The 15956-nt window shown below is 62.1% G+C and carries 12 protein-coding genes and 1 pseudogene; 5 read left to right on the forward strand and 8 right to left on the reverse strand.

Annotation, left to right across the window (positions count from 1 at the left end):
• The first annotated feature begins 1298 nt into the window (after nucleotides 1-1298).
• Nucleotides 1299-1712, forward strand: a complete 414-nt coding sequence (locus IVB42_RS28980) for a hypothetical protein (protein WP_245288443.1) — start codon at nucleotides 1299-1301, stop codon at nucleotides 1710-1712.
• 707 nt (nucleotides 1713-2419) lie between these two features.
• On the opposite strand, the gene IVB42_RS28985 is transcribed toward IVB42_RS28980, so the two are convergent.
• The 3 genes and pseudogenes from IVB42_RS28985 to IVB42_RS28990 all read right to left on the reverse strand — a co-directional run.
• Nucleotides 2420-2572, reverse strand: a complete 153-nt coding sequence (locus IVB42_RS28985; protein WP_247452591.1) for a hypothetical protein — start codon at nucleotides 2570-2572, stop codon at nucleotides 2420-2422.
• 434 nt (nucleotides 2573-3006) lie between these two features.
• Nucleotides 3007-3132: a hypothetical protein gene (locus IVB42_RS42070; protein ID WP_256464742.1), complete on the reverse strand. Its 126-nt coding sequence runs from the start codon at nucleotides 3130-3132 to the stop codon at nucleotides 3007-3009.
• Nucleotides 3104-3208, reverse strand: a pseudogene (locus tag IVB42_RS28990) (DNA ligase); the annotation flags it as partial. The pseudogene IVB42_RS28990 and the gene IVB42_RS42070, both read right to left, overlap by 29 nt.
• A 231-nt stretch (nucleotides 3209-3439) precedes the next feature.
• On the opposite strand from IVB42_RS28990, the gene IVB42_RS28995 reads away from it, so the two are divergent.
• The 3 genes from IVB42_RS28995 to IVB42_RS29000 all read left to right on the forward strand — a co-directional run bounded on the left by IVB42_RS28995 (nucleotide 3440) and on the right by IVB42_RS29000 (nucleotide 7728).
• Entirely contained in the window at nucleotides 3440-3772 is a 333-nt protein-coding gene (locus tag IVB42_RS28995) for a hypothetical protein (RefSeq protein WP_247471537.1), read from the forward strand.
• Nucleotides 3773-4352: 580 nt separating this feature from the next.
• Nucleotides 4353-4448, forward strand: coding sequence for a hypothetical protein (locus IVB42_RS42355; protein WP_346658574.1), 96 nt, complete (start codon nucleotides 4353-4355; stop codon nucleotides 4446-4448).
• 190 nt (nucleotides 4449-4638) lie between these two features.
• Nucleotides 4639-7728 carry an EAL domain-containing protein gene (locus tag IVB42_RS29000; protein WP_247471539.1) on the forward strand — a complete coding sequence of 1030 codons (3090 nt, stop codon included), beginning with the start codon at nucleotides 4639-4641 and terminating at the stop codon, nucleotides 7726-7728.
• Nucleotides 7729-8245: 517 nt separating this feature from the next.
• On the opposite strand, the gene IVB42_RS29005 is transcribed toward IVB42_RS29000, so the two are convergent.
• Genes IVB42_RS29005 through IVB42_RS29025 form a run of 5 tightly spaced genes read right to left on the reverse strand, consistent with a single transcriptional unit; the run spans nucleotide 8246 to nucleotide 14738 of the window.
• Complete coding sequence (locus tag IVB42_RS29005) at nucleotides 8246-8434, reverse strand: hypothetical protein (RefSeq protein ID WP_247369999.1); 189 nt, start codon at nucleotides 8432-8434, stop codon at nucleotides 8246-8248.
• Nucleotides 8431-9183, reverse strand: coding sequence for a TMEM165/GDT1 family protein (locus IVB42_RS29010; protein WP_247471542.1), 753 nt, complete (start codon nucleotides 9181-9183; stop codon nucleotides 8431-8433). The genes IVB42_RS29005 and IVB42_RS29010 overlap by 4 nt, the downstream gene beginning before the upstream one ends.
• A complete protein-coding gene (locus IVB42_RS29015; RefSeq protein ID WP_247471544.1) occupies nucleotides 9180-10331 on the reverse strand; it encodes an OpgC domain-containing protein in 1152 nt (383 codons plus the stop codon). The genes IVB42_RS29010 and IVB42_RS29015 overlap by 4 nt, the downstream gene beginning before the upstream one ends.
• Before the next feature lie 10 nt (nucleotides 10332-10341).
• Nucleotides 10342-11535 carry an efflux RND transporter periplasmic adaptor subunit gene (locus tag IVB42_RS29020; protein WP_247471547.1) on the reverse strand — a complete coding sequence of 398 codons (1194 nt, stop codon included), beginning with the start codon at nucleotides 11533-11535 and terminating at the stop codon, nucleotides 10342-10344.
• Nucleotides 11536-11582: 47 nt separating this feature from the next.
• Nucleotides 11583-14738, reverse strand: a complete 3156-nt coding sequence (locus tag IVB42_RS29025; RefSeq protein ID WP_247471552.1) for an efflux RND transporter permease subunit — start codon at nucleotides 14736-14738, stop codon at nucleotides 11583-11585.
• Nucleotides 14739-14947: 209 nt separating this feature from the next.
• On the opposite strand from IVB42_RS29025, the gene IVB42_RS29030 reads away from it, so the two are divergent.
• Nucleotides 14948-15871, forward strand: a complete 924-nt coding sequence (locus IVB42_RS29030; RefSeq protein WP_247471555.1) for a LysR family transcriptional regulator — start codon at nucleotides 14948-14950, stop codon at nucleotides 15869-15871.
• Nucleotides 15872-15956 lie beyond the last annotated feature (85 nt).

Genomic DNA, 15956 nt, shown 5'->3' on the forward strand with positions numbered 1-15956 from the left:
GTACGGTGCGGCCTTGTAGCCGAACAACTCCTTTCCGGCTGCTCAGCGATCGGCCCGTCCTCCAGGGTACACCGGGCCCGTTCTTTAAGGCCATTGATGGAACCTCTGGTTCCTCTGGAACTTATCCTACCCCGGACGCCTTACCGCCGATTATTGTCCGGGATGGAATGGCGGCCCCAGCCTGCAGCCCCCCGCTGGGGCCGTTTTGTTGCCCGCTGGGCGGGCGGAGGGCACCGCAAGCTCCACGAACGCCATAAGAAAACGCCGCCCGCTTGGCAGCCGGCGGCGTTCCAGCCCCGAGAGGGATTAGCAAAATCCCGGACATTCATTCGTCTGAACGGTCAGCGTAAAGGTTCAGGTGGCGGAGCGCTGGCCAGCGCGGGACCACAGCTAGGGCGGCAACGCCATTTGGCCGGCTCTTAGCAAGCTCCGGCTTGCTATCCTGGGCATGGCCATAGCTGCTCTTGTACTGGGCTCAGCCAGTCTTGCAGATTAGCAGCAGACACGGGCTGGAGGCCGCTGGGGCAATGAGACAGGCACGCTACCCCCCGGTGAGACGGGCGGGCTCGATGAACCCCGGGAAGGGCGCGTTGCCGCCGATGGTGTTCTCCTCGCGCGACGACTGGACAACTTCTCGCCGATCACTGCAGCAGCGCGGTGCGCGCACTCCGGCGACGCGCAATGGCTGGGCCTGCGCAGCTGCAGCACGTCGAGAGCGCAAGCGTAGATATGGTGCGACGATCAAGGACGCGATGACGGCGGTGTGGGAGGCGTGGGATTGGGCGTGCGGCAAGCGGCTCAAGGCGATGATCCCGACCTTGCTGCCCGCGAGCAATATGGCCGATTGCAGCTTGGCCAGGCGGACCGTGATCGTGTTCTGGCCATCAACGCCGCGACCGTCATCGCCTGCTCATCGAGGTGACGATCGCGGCGAGCGGCGGCAGGCGGCGGCGTGCCCGACGCGTTCATTTCTTCAGCCTCAGATAGGTCTCGGTGTTGGACAGCCGAATGAAGCTGTGAGCGCATCCGGTTGCCCGATGAGGCCTGCGGGAACGGTCGCCAAGACCCTTTCGGCCCCGGGGCGCCCGGTAAGCGGAGGACGCCGAGCGGCCCTTTGGGCCGAGCCCGCGGCCGGCGAGCTTGGCGGGGCAAGCCCAATGCTTCGGTCTTGGCATTTGCAAGGCCGGTGCTGAGCGGGAGGAAAGCCCAGAATGCGGGTTCTCTTGCCAATTCGTTCTGGACAGCCGCATGGTCCGATGTAGGCTCATTATCATATTTTAATGATTTCGTTGCGGAGTGTGGCGTTGAGTTTTCAGCTCACTATCCTCAAGGTTCTGGACGGCCATCCCAGCGGCCGGGCGACGCTCGAAGAGCTGAAGCGCTATCTTGCCGTGCTCATGACCAGCGGGCCGGAATGGACGGCGCGGATGAAGCGCATGGAGACCCGTGCCGGCGGCAGCGTGGACATCTTCGGCAAAAAGCTGATTGTGCGCGAGCCTGGCGAGTGGCGCATAACCGACGCGGGCAGGGCCTTTCTCGCCGCGCTGGAGCGTCCACCAGCCGAGCACGAGCCGACACTTGATGACTTGATCGATGACGCGCCGTCGAGGGGTCCCCCGCCGCTTTCCAATACGCCGCAACGTCGCGTCAATGATCGCAAGGGGCGTCCTGGGAGGAGGGGGCGGACGCCACGAGAGCGCCGGTCGGCGTAGACCAGGAGGAGTGACGATGACCAACGTGCTTCCTTGGTACGCGGGACTTGTTGTCTGGATCATCATCATGGGCGTGGCAGTCGGTATTCTGGCAGCGGCCATGCATGATCGCCGTGTCAGGCGGTAAAAACGGAGACAGGGTTGACGCGATCGACGCAAACCACGGATCGTGTTGGGCGACATTGGCAAGGCTCGCCACGACGACGACCTGGCTGACAATTACCTCCGCGCCGGCGGCGTCGCGGCGATCTGGATCGACGGAGGCCGGGCCCATCGGCGTGGCGGACGATGCGACCGTCGACGACCAGCCGGCCGCATCGTCTATTGCTGCATCCGCGGCGATCACTTCCGCCTCAGCTATCACCTGTACGATTGGAAGCACTCCGTCCAGGCAAGCCCCTTGTCATCGCGCGTAAGCTCGAGGAGATGGTGGCCAGGCTCTCTAGAGGGCGCTCGCGCCGCGGTGGCGGCCTTCCACGCCGCCATCGAGAAGATGGAGGCCGTGCGGCGAACTATTCGACTTCAAGGCCGCGTTCAAGGCCGCCCGGAACGTGGACCCAACCATCCGCTACTAGGATTACCTGCGCGCCCGAAGGCGGCTATGCTGGATGGCCACCGAGGCGCAGCGGTAAGGCTGCCGTCAGGTTTTGCGCCTAATCACATACTAGCCGTCTTCTTCACCAAACCCCGTTGTGCCCATTCACTTTTCAGACGAAGCCCCTCTTGATCAAATTGAGTTGCCGTCCCGTCTTCGCAATGCGCTCGAGATCGAGGGCGTCAAGACTGTCGGCGAGGTCCGGAACATGGCCGATGCCGATCTGCTGAGCTTCCAGAACCTCGGCGCCGCCTCCGTTCGCCATCTGCGTCAACTATTCGGAGCTTCGCGAAGCGACCCACCTCGAAAAGGACGTGGCGGCGGCTGACCCGGGAGCGGCGCGCGAGGCGAACGCCGGGCCGCTCTTTCAGTGTCCTCGCCGAGAAGGCTGCGGCAGCCCACGCGCATATTGGCGCCTGGCCCTCGGGTTGCATGGCGGCGAGGGCGTCGAGCTCGGCTCCCTTGTCCGGCGACGTCCCGGCGACGCGGTCAAGGTCAGGCCCGAGTGCCTTGGCGCGGGTCGCGCCGCGAGCGAGGGCTGTCCGAGATCGTTCGCTTTTTGCGGCGTATCGTCGAAAGGCTTTCGATTTCAAACACGAACTTGGGATTTAGATCGGCGGTCGCCACCCCTCTTTGTCTCCGAATGGATCTTTGTAAGCCGCCTTCCGTTCACGATCAGCTTCGCCCGCTGCTTGGGTGTCAGGTACCTTCGCCAAGATCATCCGCGCGCTGTTTCATCTCGGTCTTTGCCACCTCGAGGACGTGATCGGCGGCTTCCTTGACGCCGGTGATCGCATTCGAAGCCGTGGTCGACCGCGCCGGCATAGATGAACTCGTCGCCCTTCTGCCGGCCGACATAGATGCCGTCCCAGCGGCTGCCGTCCAGGGCGAACCCAGCGACCTTTCATGAACTCCTTCATCGGCATCTCCGAGGCCCAACGTCACCGCCCAACTTTCCGTCGGCGCGACCGTCAGCACCGTGGTCGCCGCGCATGCGCCCGTTGCTATCGTGGCCGCCAGCAGGCATCGCGACATCTTTCTCCATGCCCGAACTCCTCGATCGCCATTGTGCCCCCGAAGGGGAAAGACCGGCAAATGTTCCGAGCATGGAACGTCGCCGCTCGCTGCGCAGTTGAAGAAGCAGGAGCTGCTCATGAGCCTTAAACGACGGGTCGAAAATCTTGGACCCTACCAATCGCTATTTCTGTTGGCGGTGCCGACGGCGACCGTAGAGCCGTTGAAATTGGTCGCGGTCGCCGTTGCCGGGGAAGGTCACTGGATCGCCGGGACGGCGATGATCGCAACGTGCTATCTTCTCAGTCTGGTCGTGGTCGAACGGCTCTTCGTCATCGTCAAGCCAAAACTGCTCACCATCCCGTGGTTTGCCAAGCTTTGGACTGCAATCCTCGCGGTGCGCACATGGTTCGTCGCGGCGTTCCGAAGGATGCGTGCAAGGATGAGTTGAGTTGCCGCTTCGTCGGTGCATGTCGATCTCGAGGTGCCCCAAGGCGGCGTCGGTCCGGGCGATCCGCAGGAGCGGAACGCTACGGAGGTGATTTTCACGTCAACGATCCGCCCATTCTGCTCGGGCACGTCCGGTACGCCTGGATCAACAAGGGCGATCCGGACCTGACAGGCCAATCAAGTTCGGAGGCTGGCGGCACTTCGCCTCGTCAGCGGCGGGCTCGAACTGCGTATCGTTTGCCGTCCTGCCAAACGGCGCGAGCCCCTGCTAATGTCGCGCGATCTCGGCAGCCGGGCGGCCTTCAAGCAGCAGATCGATCCCGTCCCGCAAACGATGACCGCGGGATCGCCAGGGTTGCCGGCGGCGGCGCCGACCGCAATGCTATCGATCTCTACGCCGGGCCTCGAGCTCGTCGGTCTGCGCGCTTACCGTCCTGACGACAAGTTGCGTCGCAGCCGGTACGCTCACGTCTCAAAGCGGGCGCAGGCACTCGATTTGGGCTATCGGGGAGCCCGGGTTGATCCAAATTGGCCGGGTGCGAAGCTTTGAACGACTTCCGGCCGCGCTCTATTAAATTAAAATTAAGGACGCCTGGACCGTTCAGCCCAATTTCCAATACACCGTCCATCCCGACGGCGGTGCCACGCTTCCGGGGCCGCTCGCTGTAAGGCCCTGAGGAACGGCTCGGCGTTCGGTCTCAGGACCACCTTGGATTTTTGAGACGACGGGAAACTGCGCTAAGTTGAGCCTCGCCGCTGCTGAAGAGCTTGCAGTTGCAAGCAAGCCATTAAGCCGCGGGATACCAAACGGCTTTACCCGTCGTTCGTCTCTCCCGCCTAAGTTCTGAAGGGGGTAGGACAATCTCGATGGATTTATTCGCGCGACTACGTGCCGCGTTCGCCGTGGGCGATACAACGGATCCGCTCGGTCGTTCGCTGGTCGTCGAGCAATTCCGGATTTTGCCAAAGCAGGTTCCAGTTCTCTACGCTGTGCTGCTGGTCGATAGTATCAGTGTAGGCCTGGTCCTCCCCCTAACTGTATCGGCCTGGCTCAGATTCGGCCTGCCAACCGCTCTCCTCGCGCTGTGCCTGCTCCGGTTGGTTCAGTGGCTCCGCTTGAAAACGGTCGATGTCACGCCGGAGCAGGCGCACCGTGAGCTCAGGCGAACTCGCGTTGTCGCGGTGCTACTCAATGCGGGCTTTGTTGTCTGGATTCTGGCCCTGTTCGCGACCGTAGATCCCGGTCTGCGCGCGCCCATCGCGTTGCTGGTCTTCATGGGGTGCATCGGCACGGCCTACTGCCTCGGCAGCTTTCCAGCGGCGTCCCTGCTGACCATGCTGATTGCCGGCACCCCAATCGCGACCGTGCTGCTCGCTTCGGGTGACGGGATCATGATCTCGCTCGGGATCAATTTGCTGTTGTTGCTCGTGCTGCTCGGCCGGATGATCAACACCAACTTTCGCTCGTTTGTCCAACTGATCCAAGCTCATAGCAGCCTGATCCAGGAAGGGGAGCGCGCAAGAGCCGCGGAGCAGACCGCGACCGCCCTGGCTGAACGGTTCGATCGCGCCCTTAACAACATGTCCCAGGGCCTATGCTTCTTCGACGATGATCAGCGTCTGATCGTCTGCAATCGGAAGTATCTGGAGATTTACGATCTGGATCCAGAAGCCGTGCGGCCGGGGATGAAGCTGAATGACATCGTCGATCTCAGGTACTCGGCCGGCAGCGCACCGAAGATCTCGAAGGAGGAGTATCTGGTCTGGCGCAATAGCGACCCGGTGATCGCCCAAAACTCAGATACGACCGTCGAGCTGACGAATGGACGGATTGTGCGCATCCGGCACCGCCCCATCGAGGGCAGAGGCTGGGTTGCCACGCACGAGGATATCACGGAACGGCATCGAACCGAGATGGCTCTTGCCCAAGCCTCGGCTGCGGCCGAACAGGCCGAAGCTGCCGCCCGCGCCGCTCACTCCCATCTCACCGAGGCGCTTGAGGTCGTTCCTGAAGGCCTCGCCGTCTTTGACAAGGATGATCGACTGGTCCTTTGGAATAGCCAATACGCGGATTTCTATGCGGCCAGCCAGGAAGCGCTGGCGACGGGAACACCGTTCGAAAGCATCCTGCGGGCTGGGCTGGCGCGGGGGCAATATCCCGAGGCAATTGGGCGGGAGGATGAATGGCTCACCGAACGCTTGGCACGCCATGCTCTGCCAAGATACTCGCACGAGCAGCATCTGCCCGACGATCGCTGGATCCGAGTGGAGGAGCGACGCACGGCTGATGGAGGCAGCATCGGGGTCCGGATCGATATCACCGACCTGAAGCGTCGGGAGGCCTCGTTCCGGCTCCTTTTCGAGGAGAATCCACTGCCCATGTGGGTGGTCGATACAGCAACCCGGCAATTGCTCGCGGTGAACGCAGCGATGTGCCGGCACTACGGCTATCGGCGCGAGGATCTTCTTCTGATATCCGAGCAGCAGCTGGAGTGCGGAGCATCCGATGAGCTTGTGGACTTTGAACTGCACAGAACCGCTGGCGGGGATCTCATACAGGTCGCCGTCGAGTCTCGTCCGCTCCAGTACGAGGGACGTTTAGCCCATGTTTGCGTGGCATTCGACATTACCGAGCGCAATCGCGCCCAGGAGAGGATCAGCTATCTGGCCTCCCATGATGTTCTCACCGAGCTGCCCAATCGGACAGCCTTGAATCAGCACCTCTCGACTGCGGTCGAGCGGGCCGAGGTCACCGGGTCCGGCTTCGCCGTGCTGTGTATCGACCTCGATCACTTCAAGGAGATCAACGATCTGTTCGGGCATGCGGTCGGAGATGCCGTGCTGCGCGAAGCCTCGCAGCGCCTTCAGGAAGCCGCGCAAGGCTGCTACGTAGCGCGGGTGGGCGGCGACGAGTTCATCGGCATTACGGAACAAGAGCCGTTGTCGGGAAGCGCGGAACTCCTCGCGACCAAGATGCGCGCTGCATTCGAGGATCCGATCGTAGTCGATGGTCATGGTCTGAAGCTGGACCTCTGCGTCGGCGCGGCGCTGTTTCCCAGAGATGCGGACAACATCGTTTCTCTGCTCGCGAACGCGGATGCGGCGCTCTATCGGGCCAAGCACGAGGGCAGGGGCGCGATCCGGCTGTTCACGAGCGCGATGGACCAGCAGCTCCGCGAGCGCCGCGCGCTCGAGCATGATCTGCGGTTCGCCGTGGAGCGCGGGGAGCTCTATTTGGATTATCAGCCTCAGCAGCACCGCGATGGGCACACTACCGGCTACGAGGCCCTCGTTCGCTGGCGCCATCCCGATCGCGGAATCATCCCTCCCGGAGAATTCATCCCAGTCGCGGAGCGGAGTGGCTCGATTGCCCAGATCGACGACTGGGTGCTGATGGAGGCCTGCCGTGAGGCCGCATCGTGGGACCAGCCCTTCAGGATCGCGGTCAACGTCTCGGCCGCGCAGTTCCGCAGGGAAAACCTCGATGCACAGGTCCGCAGGGCGCTGCGTGAAAGCGGGCTCGCGCCTGTGCGCCTGGAGGTCGAGATCACCGAAGGCGTCCTGATCGAGGACGTCTCGCGCGCCAAGAGGACGATGCAATCGCTCAAGAGTCTGGGGATCCTGATCGCGCTCGACGACTTCGGGACCGGGTATTCCTCGCTGTCCTATGTTGAGGCATTCCCTCTCGACAGGATCAAGGTCGACCGCTCCTTCGTCGCCTCGTTGGGACAGAGCGAGCGATCATTGGCTATCGTTCGCGCGATCATCGGGCTCGCCCATGGGCTGGGTGTGCCGGTCCTGGCGGAAGGGATCGAAACAAAGGACCAGATGTCATTGCTCATTAAGGAGGGCTGCGACGAGTTGCAAGGCTACTTGATCGGACGCCCGCAACGATTTGCGGCCGAGAAAGCTCGTTCATGGCAGAACTCCAAGTCGCTCATTGTGTCGGCGTCATAGAACCTTGCGACATCGCTGCGGCGCCTTATCAAGCGACAATCTCGGTGCCGCTGCATTCGGTTTGCTTAGCGTGCCGGGATCGGCGCAGCGCTGCCCGACAGTTCAAACGTAAGGGCAGTTCAGCGGCCACCTACCGGATGACGGTGTGATCTGCGAGTCTGCGGTTCGGTTTCGGCCGTTAGACTTAGAATGGACGCAGTGCATACTGCCATCACGGAGCTGGTGCGGCGGCTTGAAGTCTTCACCGGAGCCGTCGGATTGTCGCCGCAGCAGCTGTTTGGCTGGCGAAGTCAGTTGCGAGAAGCAGCAGGCGGTCATTCCGAAGCTGACGAAGTACAGTTTGTGCCGGCGGCGGTGGACGCAGTGGTACCGACGCCAAGTGCTCACCGGTGCGAAGCGGCCCCCAACATTGCCCGCAGAATCAAAGTCAATCAGTTGGTTATGATGCCGATCCCGCACGGACCCAACGCCGATTCATGTAGATGTCCATCAATCGGGATGCGCTTAGCGCGCGCGATTAGCGTCGGCAGGTACTCGAAACCAGCGCGGCGAGACAGCCGAACAACAAGACAGCGCCCGCTGCCAACGGCGTATCAGGCATCAGCACTGCTAGCGTACCTGCAAGACTGACGACCGCCAGAATCGCGAGCGCGAGCGCCCCGTCGTCGACGAACAGCCCGGCCAGTTCCCGCAGCAGAATCATCATGACAAGGCCCCCGTTTTCGGCCGGCGGGCGAGCACGACGGCTGCGCTGCTGGCAGCCAGAAACATCGCCGCAAATCCGACGATCGCGAAATCGCCGCCGGGCCAAGCCACTCCGAGTCCCTCACCGGTCCAGAACACGCCGAACGCGGACAGCATAATGCCGACGGCGAATTTGAGCGTGTTTTCCGGAACCCGCGCCAGCGGCCGATGGACGGCAAGGCCGACAACCGCAACGCCGAGACACGCCGCACTAGCGCCGGCGCTCGCGGGAAGGACCATTCCGCGACCGGCACCCACTGCAATTACGATGAACACGACTTCAAGCCCTTCGAGGAGAACCGCCTTGAAGGTCGTGATGGCCGCGAGCCAATCGAGGCGCGCCTCGTTGCGGCGAGCCTGCTCGCGCAATTCTGCCGTCTCGGTCGCGAACGCCGCCGCTTCATCGTGGAACGGGATAACGCCAGCCGCGCGCAGGATGGCCTTTCGCAGCCAGCGCATGCCGAACAGCAGGAGCAGGACCCCGATCACGAACTGGAGCAGGTGCAGCGGAACATGATCCAGCAGCGGCCCGAGCGCCACGACAATGAGCGCCAGCACCGCAAGACCGGCGAGCGCGCCGAGCCCGGCCGGTCGCCAGCCGCGCACGGTCGCCACAGCCAGCACGATCGTCAGAGCTTCGACCGCCTCGACCAGCGAGGCCAGGAACGCCGCCGTCATGGCCGGCCAGATCAGTCCCCAATTGGCGATCATGCGAGTTCTCCAATTCGAACCGGCGAAGAAAGCGCGCGATCCCGTTCCTTTGACCGCGTCCCGCAATAGGCGACTGCTGTCATCAGCGATATTCCGATCACGCCAACGGCAATTTGTATCCACAACGCGTTCAGGCCCAATTCGATCGCTGCATGGGCGCAAAACGAGAGGACGATGCCGGTGCAGAAGACCAGAAGCGACTTTCGGCCACACTGGATCAGCGGCGCCAGCGCGCGCCAGTGCAGGATTGGCGAATCCAGAGGCAGGAACCGGGTGACCACAACAGCGAGCGCGATGAAGTGAAGGACACGGTAAGGCGCGAGGTTGGTCTTATCGTTGGGATCGAATGGCTGCAGCATCCAATGCGGAACAAGACCGCCGATATCTGGAGACCGAATGGCGGTCGTCACGACAATAGTGAATAAAAGGTAGCCGATCGCGAGCCGGAACGCCGCCCCCGTTCCGAGGATCGACTGCAGGGCCCGGGCGCCGCCAAGGGCTGTCCATGCGCCCAGAACAAAAAGCAGTTGCCAGGCGAATGGGTTGAAATACCAGGAGCCCGACGGAGAAGCGGCCAGATTCCAGCCAAAATGCCTGCCGGCAAAATATATGACGATCGAGCCAGCCAATATCCAGTTCGGCTTGCGAACCATCAGCCACAGCGCCGGCGCGAACACGCTCAACAACAAAATATAAAGCGGAAGCACGTCGAGATTGACGGGTTTGTATCGCAATGCCAGCGCCTGGATGGATTCCCGGAACGGCATGTTCAGGAAAATAGCGACGTTGAACTGGTTCAGGTCGTCTGGATCAAGAAATTCGCGGGAGGCGCACGCAATCACCGCGATATAGATGGCGACCACCATGATGTGGGCGGCATAGAGTTCGAAAGCGCGCTTTGACAGCCGCGACGCTGCGGCCAGATAGCCGCGCTCGACCATGATTCGTCCAAACGCGAGGGCTGCCGTGTAGCCCGAGATGAATACAAAGAGATCGGCGGCATCGCTGAAGCCGTAATTCCTGCTCGTGGTCCAATTCAGCACTTCATGAGGAATGTGGTCCAGAAAGATCGCCCAGTTCGCCAGCCCGCGAAACAAATCCAGCCTGACGTCGCGCGTGCCGAAGGGGATAGCTGCATGAACCCGCATGACATGCGCCTCATTGCTTGGACGATGGCGGCGGCGGTGCCGGAGCGGCGGCCTGCGATGTCGCTTGCGCCACCCGAACCGCGTCGCCCGCAGCCAGCGTCTCCGGCGGGTTGTTGATGATCCGATCGGCCGGCGACAATCCGGCCACCACCTCCACGCTGTCACCGAGATCGCGACCGAGTTGCACGCTTCTGAGGACGACCTTGTCATTGCTGTCGAGAGTCGCGATGTGCGTGCCCTGGTTGCCGGTGATCAGCGCGGTCGACGGAACCTTGACCAAATTGGCGTCGGTCGGAATCTCGAAATGCACGTTGCAATAGCTGCCACCGAAGAATTTGCCGGCGGCATTGTCGGCCTGCAGCTCGACCTGCATGCTGTGCGAGTTTTGATTTATCGACTTGGAGACATGCGACAGCGTCGCCTCGAATTGCGCGCCCGGGTATTGCGGCATTTCGAACGTTGCTTTCATGCCAACGGTCAGCCCTGCCGTGAACGATTGCGGCACCTGCACGTAGATGCGAACGCGATGCAGATCGGACACCTCGAACAGCGGCTGTCCGGAGCCGCCCGAGTTGATCAGCATCCCGAGCTCGACGTTGCGGGCGGTCACGACGCCGTCGAATGGGGCGGCCAGGGTCTTGAACGATTGCATGGCCTCAAGTTGCCTGACATTGGCCTCGTTGGCGTCGACAACGGCCTCCTTCGCCTTGGCGTCGGCGTCGGTCTGGTCCGCCAGCTGTTGGGCGACGATCTGCTTTTGCAACAGAATGTTATTGCGGTTGGCGGTCAGCGATGCGATTTGATGATTGGCCCTGACGCTTGCCAGTGTCGCCTTGGCCTGGCCGAGCTGCTGATCGAGATCGGGCGCATCGATGGTGGCCAGCACCTGGCCTGCCCTGACCGGCGATCCGATATCGTGGTCCCAGTTCTTCACGTAACCGGTGACGCGCGCGAAGATCGCCGCCCGGTTGAACGGCTGGATGTTGCCCGGCAACGTGAGCGTCTGATGCGAGCTGCCGGGGATCAGTCCGGCGAGCGCAACCGTGGGCATGGCTTGGGTGTTGGTCCAGTCCACCACCTCCTGCTTGCTCTGCGCGCGGCCGATGAAACCATAGCTGAGCACGATGCCGGCAATCAGGACCGCGGCAGCCGCAGCCGTCAAAAGGCTTTTCCGACCCGGCGCTTTGATGTCTTCCGAGGGCATTTTCACTTGTCTCCACTCAATGCGATTGTATCGTTGCGCCGTCTGGCTCACTTGCCGCGCGGGGCTTTCCGGCCATGCACCAGGCTGAAGATCGTGGGCACCAGAAACAGCGTCGCGCAGGTGGCGAAGATCAACCCGCCGATCACGGCCCGGCCCAGCGGCTGGTTCTGTCCGGGCTCGATCGCCATCGGCAGCATGCCGATCACCATGGCGAGTGCCGTCATCAGCACCGGGCGAAACCGCGAACCGCCGGCCTCGAATGCCGCCGCGAGCGCATGCGCACCGGCGGCCATCCGCTCGCGGGCAAAACTGATCACCAGAATGCTGTTGGCGGTCGCCACCCCCATGCACATGATGGCGCCCGTTAGCGCGGGAACCGAAAGCGTCGTGCCGGTGCCGAACAGCATCCAGACGATCCCCGCCAGTGCGGTCGGCAGCGCCATGACGATGACGAATGGGTCCACCCAGGATTGGAAGTTGATGACGATCAGCAAATAGATCAGCACGATCGCCGCCGCGAGGCCGACGAAGAGCTGCTGATAGGCGCTTGTCATCGTGCTCACCTGGCCACGCAGTGCGACGCTTGCGCCCTTGGGAAGATCTTTTGCGGTGTCGTGAATGGCGGTTCGAATATCCGACGCCAGCGCGCCGAGATCGCGTCCCTGCGGCGTCGCATAGATGTCGATGACAGGCGCAACGTTGTAGTGCGATACCACCGCGTTGCTGTTGGCGCGCTGGACCTGTGCCAGGCCGCCGAGCAGCTGGGTATTGGTGGCCGCTGCCGACGTCACCGGAATGTTTTGCAGGCCGGTCATGCTGTTAATATCCCGCTGCGGGGTCTGCACCGACACCGCGTAGGACACGCCGTTGGCCGGGTTGAGCCAATAGGTCGGGGCTGACTGCGAGCTCCCCGACAGCGTCGTCAGCATCGCGGTGGCGACGTCTTTTTCGGTGAGGCCGGCGAGCGAGGTCAGCGAGCGGTCGACATTGACGTCGAGCGTCGGCTGCTGAAATGCCTGCTGGATGCGCGCATCAGCAATCCCCGGGATCGCCCTGATTTTCGTCAGTAAGGCGTTGGCATATTTGCGATTGGCCGCAAGGTCGCTGCCGGCGACTTGCAGGTCGATCGGCGCCGGTACGCCGAAGTTCAGCACCTGGCTGACGATATCAGCCGGAAGGAAGGCAAAGCTCGTGCCTGGAAATTGCTGCGGCAATTTCTCGCGCATGGTCTTGATGTAGTCGTCGGTCGGCGCATGGTTCGGCTTAAGGCTGATCAGGATGTCGGCGTCGCCGACCCCGATGGTGCCGGAATTGTTGTAGGCCATGTTGATGCCGGAGACCGAGACCCCGATATTGCTCACGATGCCGCCGAGTTCGCCTGGCGGAATGATGCCGTGGATGGCCGTTCCGATCCGGTCGGCCAGGGTGGTCGTCTCCTCGATCCGCGTTCCCGTCGGCGCACGGATATGCAGCTTGATCTGGCCGCCGTCGACGGTCGGGAAGAAGTCCTGGCCGAGCGAAGGTGCGAGGCCGAACGACAGGATGCTGAAAGCCATGAATCCGGCGATCACCTTGATCCGGTTGCCCAGACAAAGCTGCAGCAGGCCGAGATAGGCCTTTCGAACGTTTTCGAACATGTGCTCAAAACCGCGCTGGAAGCGCGCGAGCGGATTGCGGCTGGCTTTTGCGCGGCCGGCGTTATCGGACGAGCCGTGGACGTGTTGATTGCGCAAGAGATAGCTTGCCAGCGTCGGCACCAGCGTGCGTGACAAGACGTAGGAAGCGGCCAGCGCCAGCATCACCGCTTCAGCGAGCGGCCGAAACAGATAACCGGCGACGCCGCCAAGTCCGAACATCGGCACGAAGGCGAAGCAGATACACAGTAGCGACACGGTCGCCGGCACCACGATCTGCTGGGCGCCATCGAGAATGGCGGGCTCGATCTCCTTGCCCTGCTCGAGATGCCAGTTGATGTTCTCGATGGTGACGGTGGCGTCGTCGACCAAGATGCCGACCGCGAGCGCCAGGCCTCCGAGGGTCATGACGTTGATGGTTTCGCCGAGCAGCGAAAGGCCGGTCAGGGCCGCCAGTATGGCCAGCGGGATCGAGAGGGTAATGATCAAGGTCGAGCGCCAGCTGCCCAGAAACAGCAAGATCATCCCGCCGGTCAGCGCCGCCGCGATCACGCCTTCTCTGACCACACTGGATACCGCGTCGGTGACGAACACCGATTGATCGCCTACGGCGGTCAATCTCAGGCTGCTTGGCAGCGTCTGCGACACCGACGGCAGCAGGGCCTTAACTCCGTTAATGATGTCGAGCGTCGAGCTGGCGCCCGACTTCATGATCGTCAGCAGCACGGCGCTGGCGCCGTTGACGTGAACAGCATTGGTCTGCGGCGGACTGCCATCATGCACATAGGCGACGTCCCGCATGTAGACGACGGTGCCGTTGACGGTCTTGACGGGAAGGTCGTTGAAAGCCTGCACCGCCTTTGGCGAGTCGTTCAGATTAACGGTGTATTCGTACGAGCCGATTTTTTGCGTTCCCACCGGCGTGATGAGGTTCTGCAGCGAAAGCGCGTTGATGACGTCGTTGGCGGAAAGGCCGTACTGATGCAGCGCCTGCTGGTTCAGATCGGCCTGGACCTGGCGCACCTTGCCGCCAAAGGGAAGCGGCAACGCGGCGCCTGGAACCGGCGCCAGCGCTGGGCGGATGAAATTGAGTGCCGAGTCGAAAATCTGGGTCTCCGACATCTTGTCGCTTGAAAGCGCGAGCTGCAGGATCGGCACGCTCGAGGCGTTGAAGCTCAGGATCAACGGCGGCGTAATGCCGGGCGGCATCTGCTTCAGCACGGTCTGCGACATGCCGTTGACCTGCGCCAGCGCGGCATTGATGTTTACGGTCGGCTGAAAGAAGATCTTGATGATCCCGTAGTTTACGATTGATTGGGATTCGATGTGCTCGATATCGTTGACGCTGTTGGGCAGCGACCGCTCGTAGAACGTGACGATGCGGCCGGCCATGTCATCGGCAGGCAGGCCGGTGTAGCTGAACACTACGCTGATGACGGGAATGTTGATGTTCGGAAAGATGTCGGTCGGCGTCCGCAGCGCCGACGCCGTGCCAAAAATCAGGATCAGCACCGCCATGACGACGAACGCATAGGGCCGCCGCAAGGCGAGCCGAACGATTCCAATCATGAGCTTCTCCCTTATAGACGATGTGCCGTCCGTGTAGCGCCCGATCCTTGGGGCGGCCTTAGCCCCGCCCACCTGCCGTTTCGCAACCTCCCGAAGCGCCATTCGCCAATCGACAATCTCAAATGTAGGGTTGAGGTTTGCATTCGGAAAATGCATTCTCTTCATCTTCACATGCGCACTTTGAATTGTGGTGATGGAGTTCCAGTCACTTGAGCAAGACAGGGCCTAGTTTAGCTGCCCTCGATCTTAATCTGCTGGTGGTGTTCGACGCCATCATGCGGGACCGCTCCGTCACGCGAGCGGGGCAACGGCTGGGGCTCAGTCAGCCTGCGATGAGTCACGCTCTGACCCGGTTGCGTCACATGCTGAAAGACGAGCTGTTTGTCCGCAGCCCAAACGGAATGGTGCCGACGCCGCGGGCCGACGAACTCGCCACGCCGATCAGAATCGCACTCGATGGCCTGCAGCAATCGCTTGAACCGGTGCAGTTCGATGCGTCGAAAGCGACGGCATCATTCCGCATTGCCGTCGACAATTATGCTGCGATCGTTCTGGTCGCACCGATCGCGGCGCATGTTGCCCGAATTGCTCCCGGGGTGAAGCTGGATTTTCGGCCAAGCGGTACGCTGGACGTTCTCGATCAGCTTGATCGAAGCGAACTGCATCTGGCGATGGGGCCATCCGCCGTGACGGGCGAGCGCTTCTCACGCAGGCGATTGCTGCAGGATCAGTTCGTCGTGGTGCATCGCAAGGGTCATCCGAGCGCAAGGGCGCTGGAACTATCGGCCGAGAAGCTGGCGGCGCTCCCCCAGCTCGAAATCTCGTCGGCTCAATTCGGCACCGATCTTGTCGAGAACGGGCCTGGACGATCAAAGCCCGGCCCAAGACCTGCGATGCGTGCGCCATTTCTGTCTGCAGCGCAGATTCTGGCGACGTCGGATTTGGTGTCAATCCTTCCGCTCAACGTCGCCAAGAACATGACAAGGTCTCACCCCCTTGTTTTCCGTCGGCTGTCGCGTTCGCCCAAGCCGATCGAAGCTGCAATGATTTGGCTGCGACGGCTTGATAACCAGCCCGCACATGCTTGGCTGCGAGATGTCATCAGCAGCGTGACGAGCGAGCTTCGGGGTTAATAGACATGTTCCGGCGGAAACCCGGTGCCATAGCGCGCGCCCGAAGAATGGTTGGCCCCGGTTTGGCGCGATGCTCGCCTGGCTC

It is taken from the genome of Bradyrhizobium sp. 45, assembly GCF_023073155.1.
GTDB lineage: Bacteria > Pseudomonadota > Alphaproteobacteria > Rhizobiales > Xanthobacteraceae > Bradyrhizobium > Bradyrhizobium canariense_D.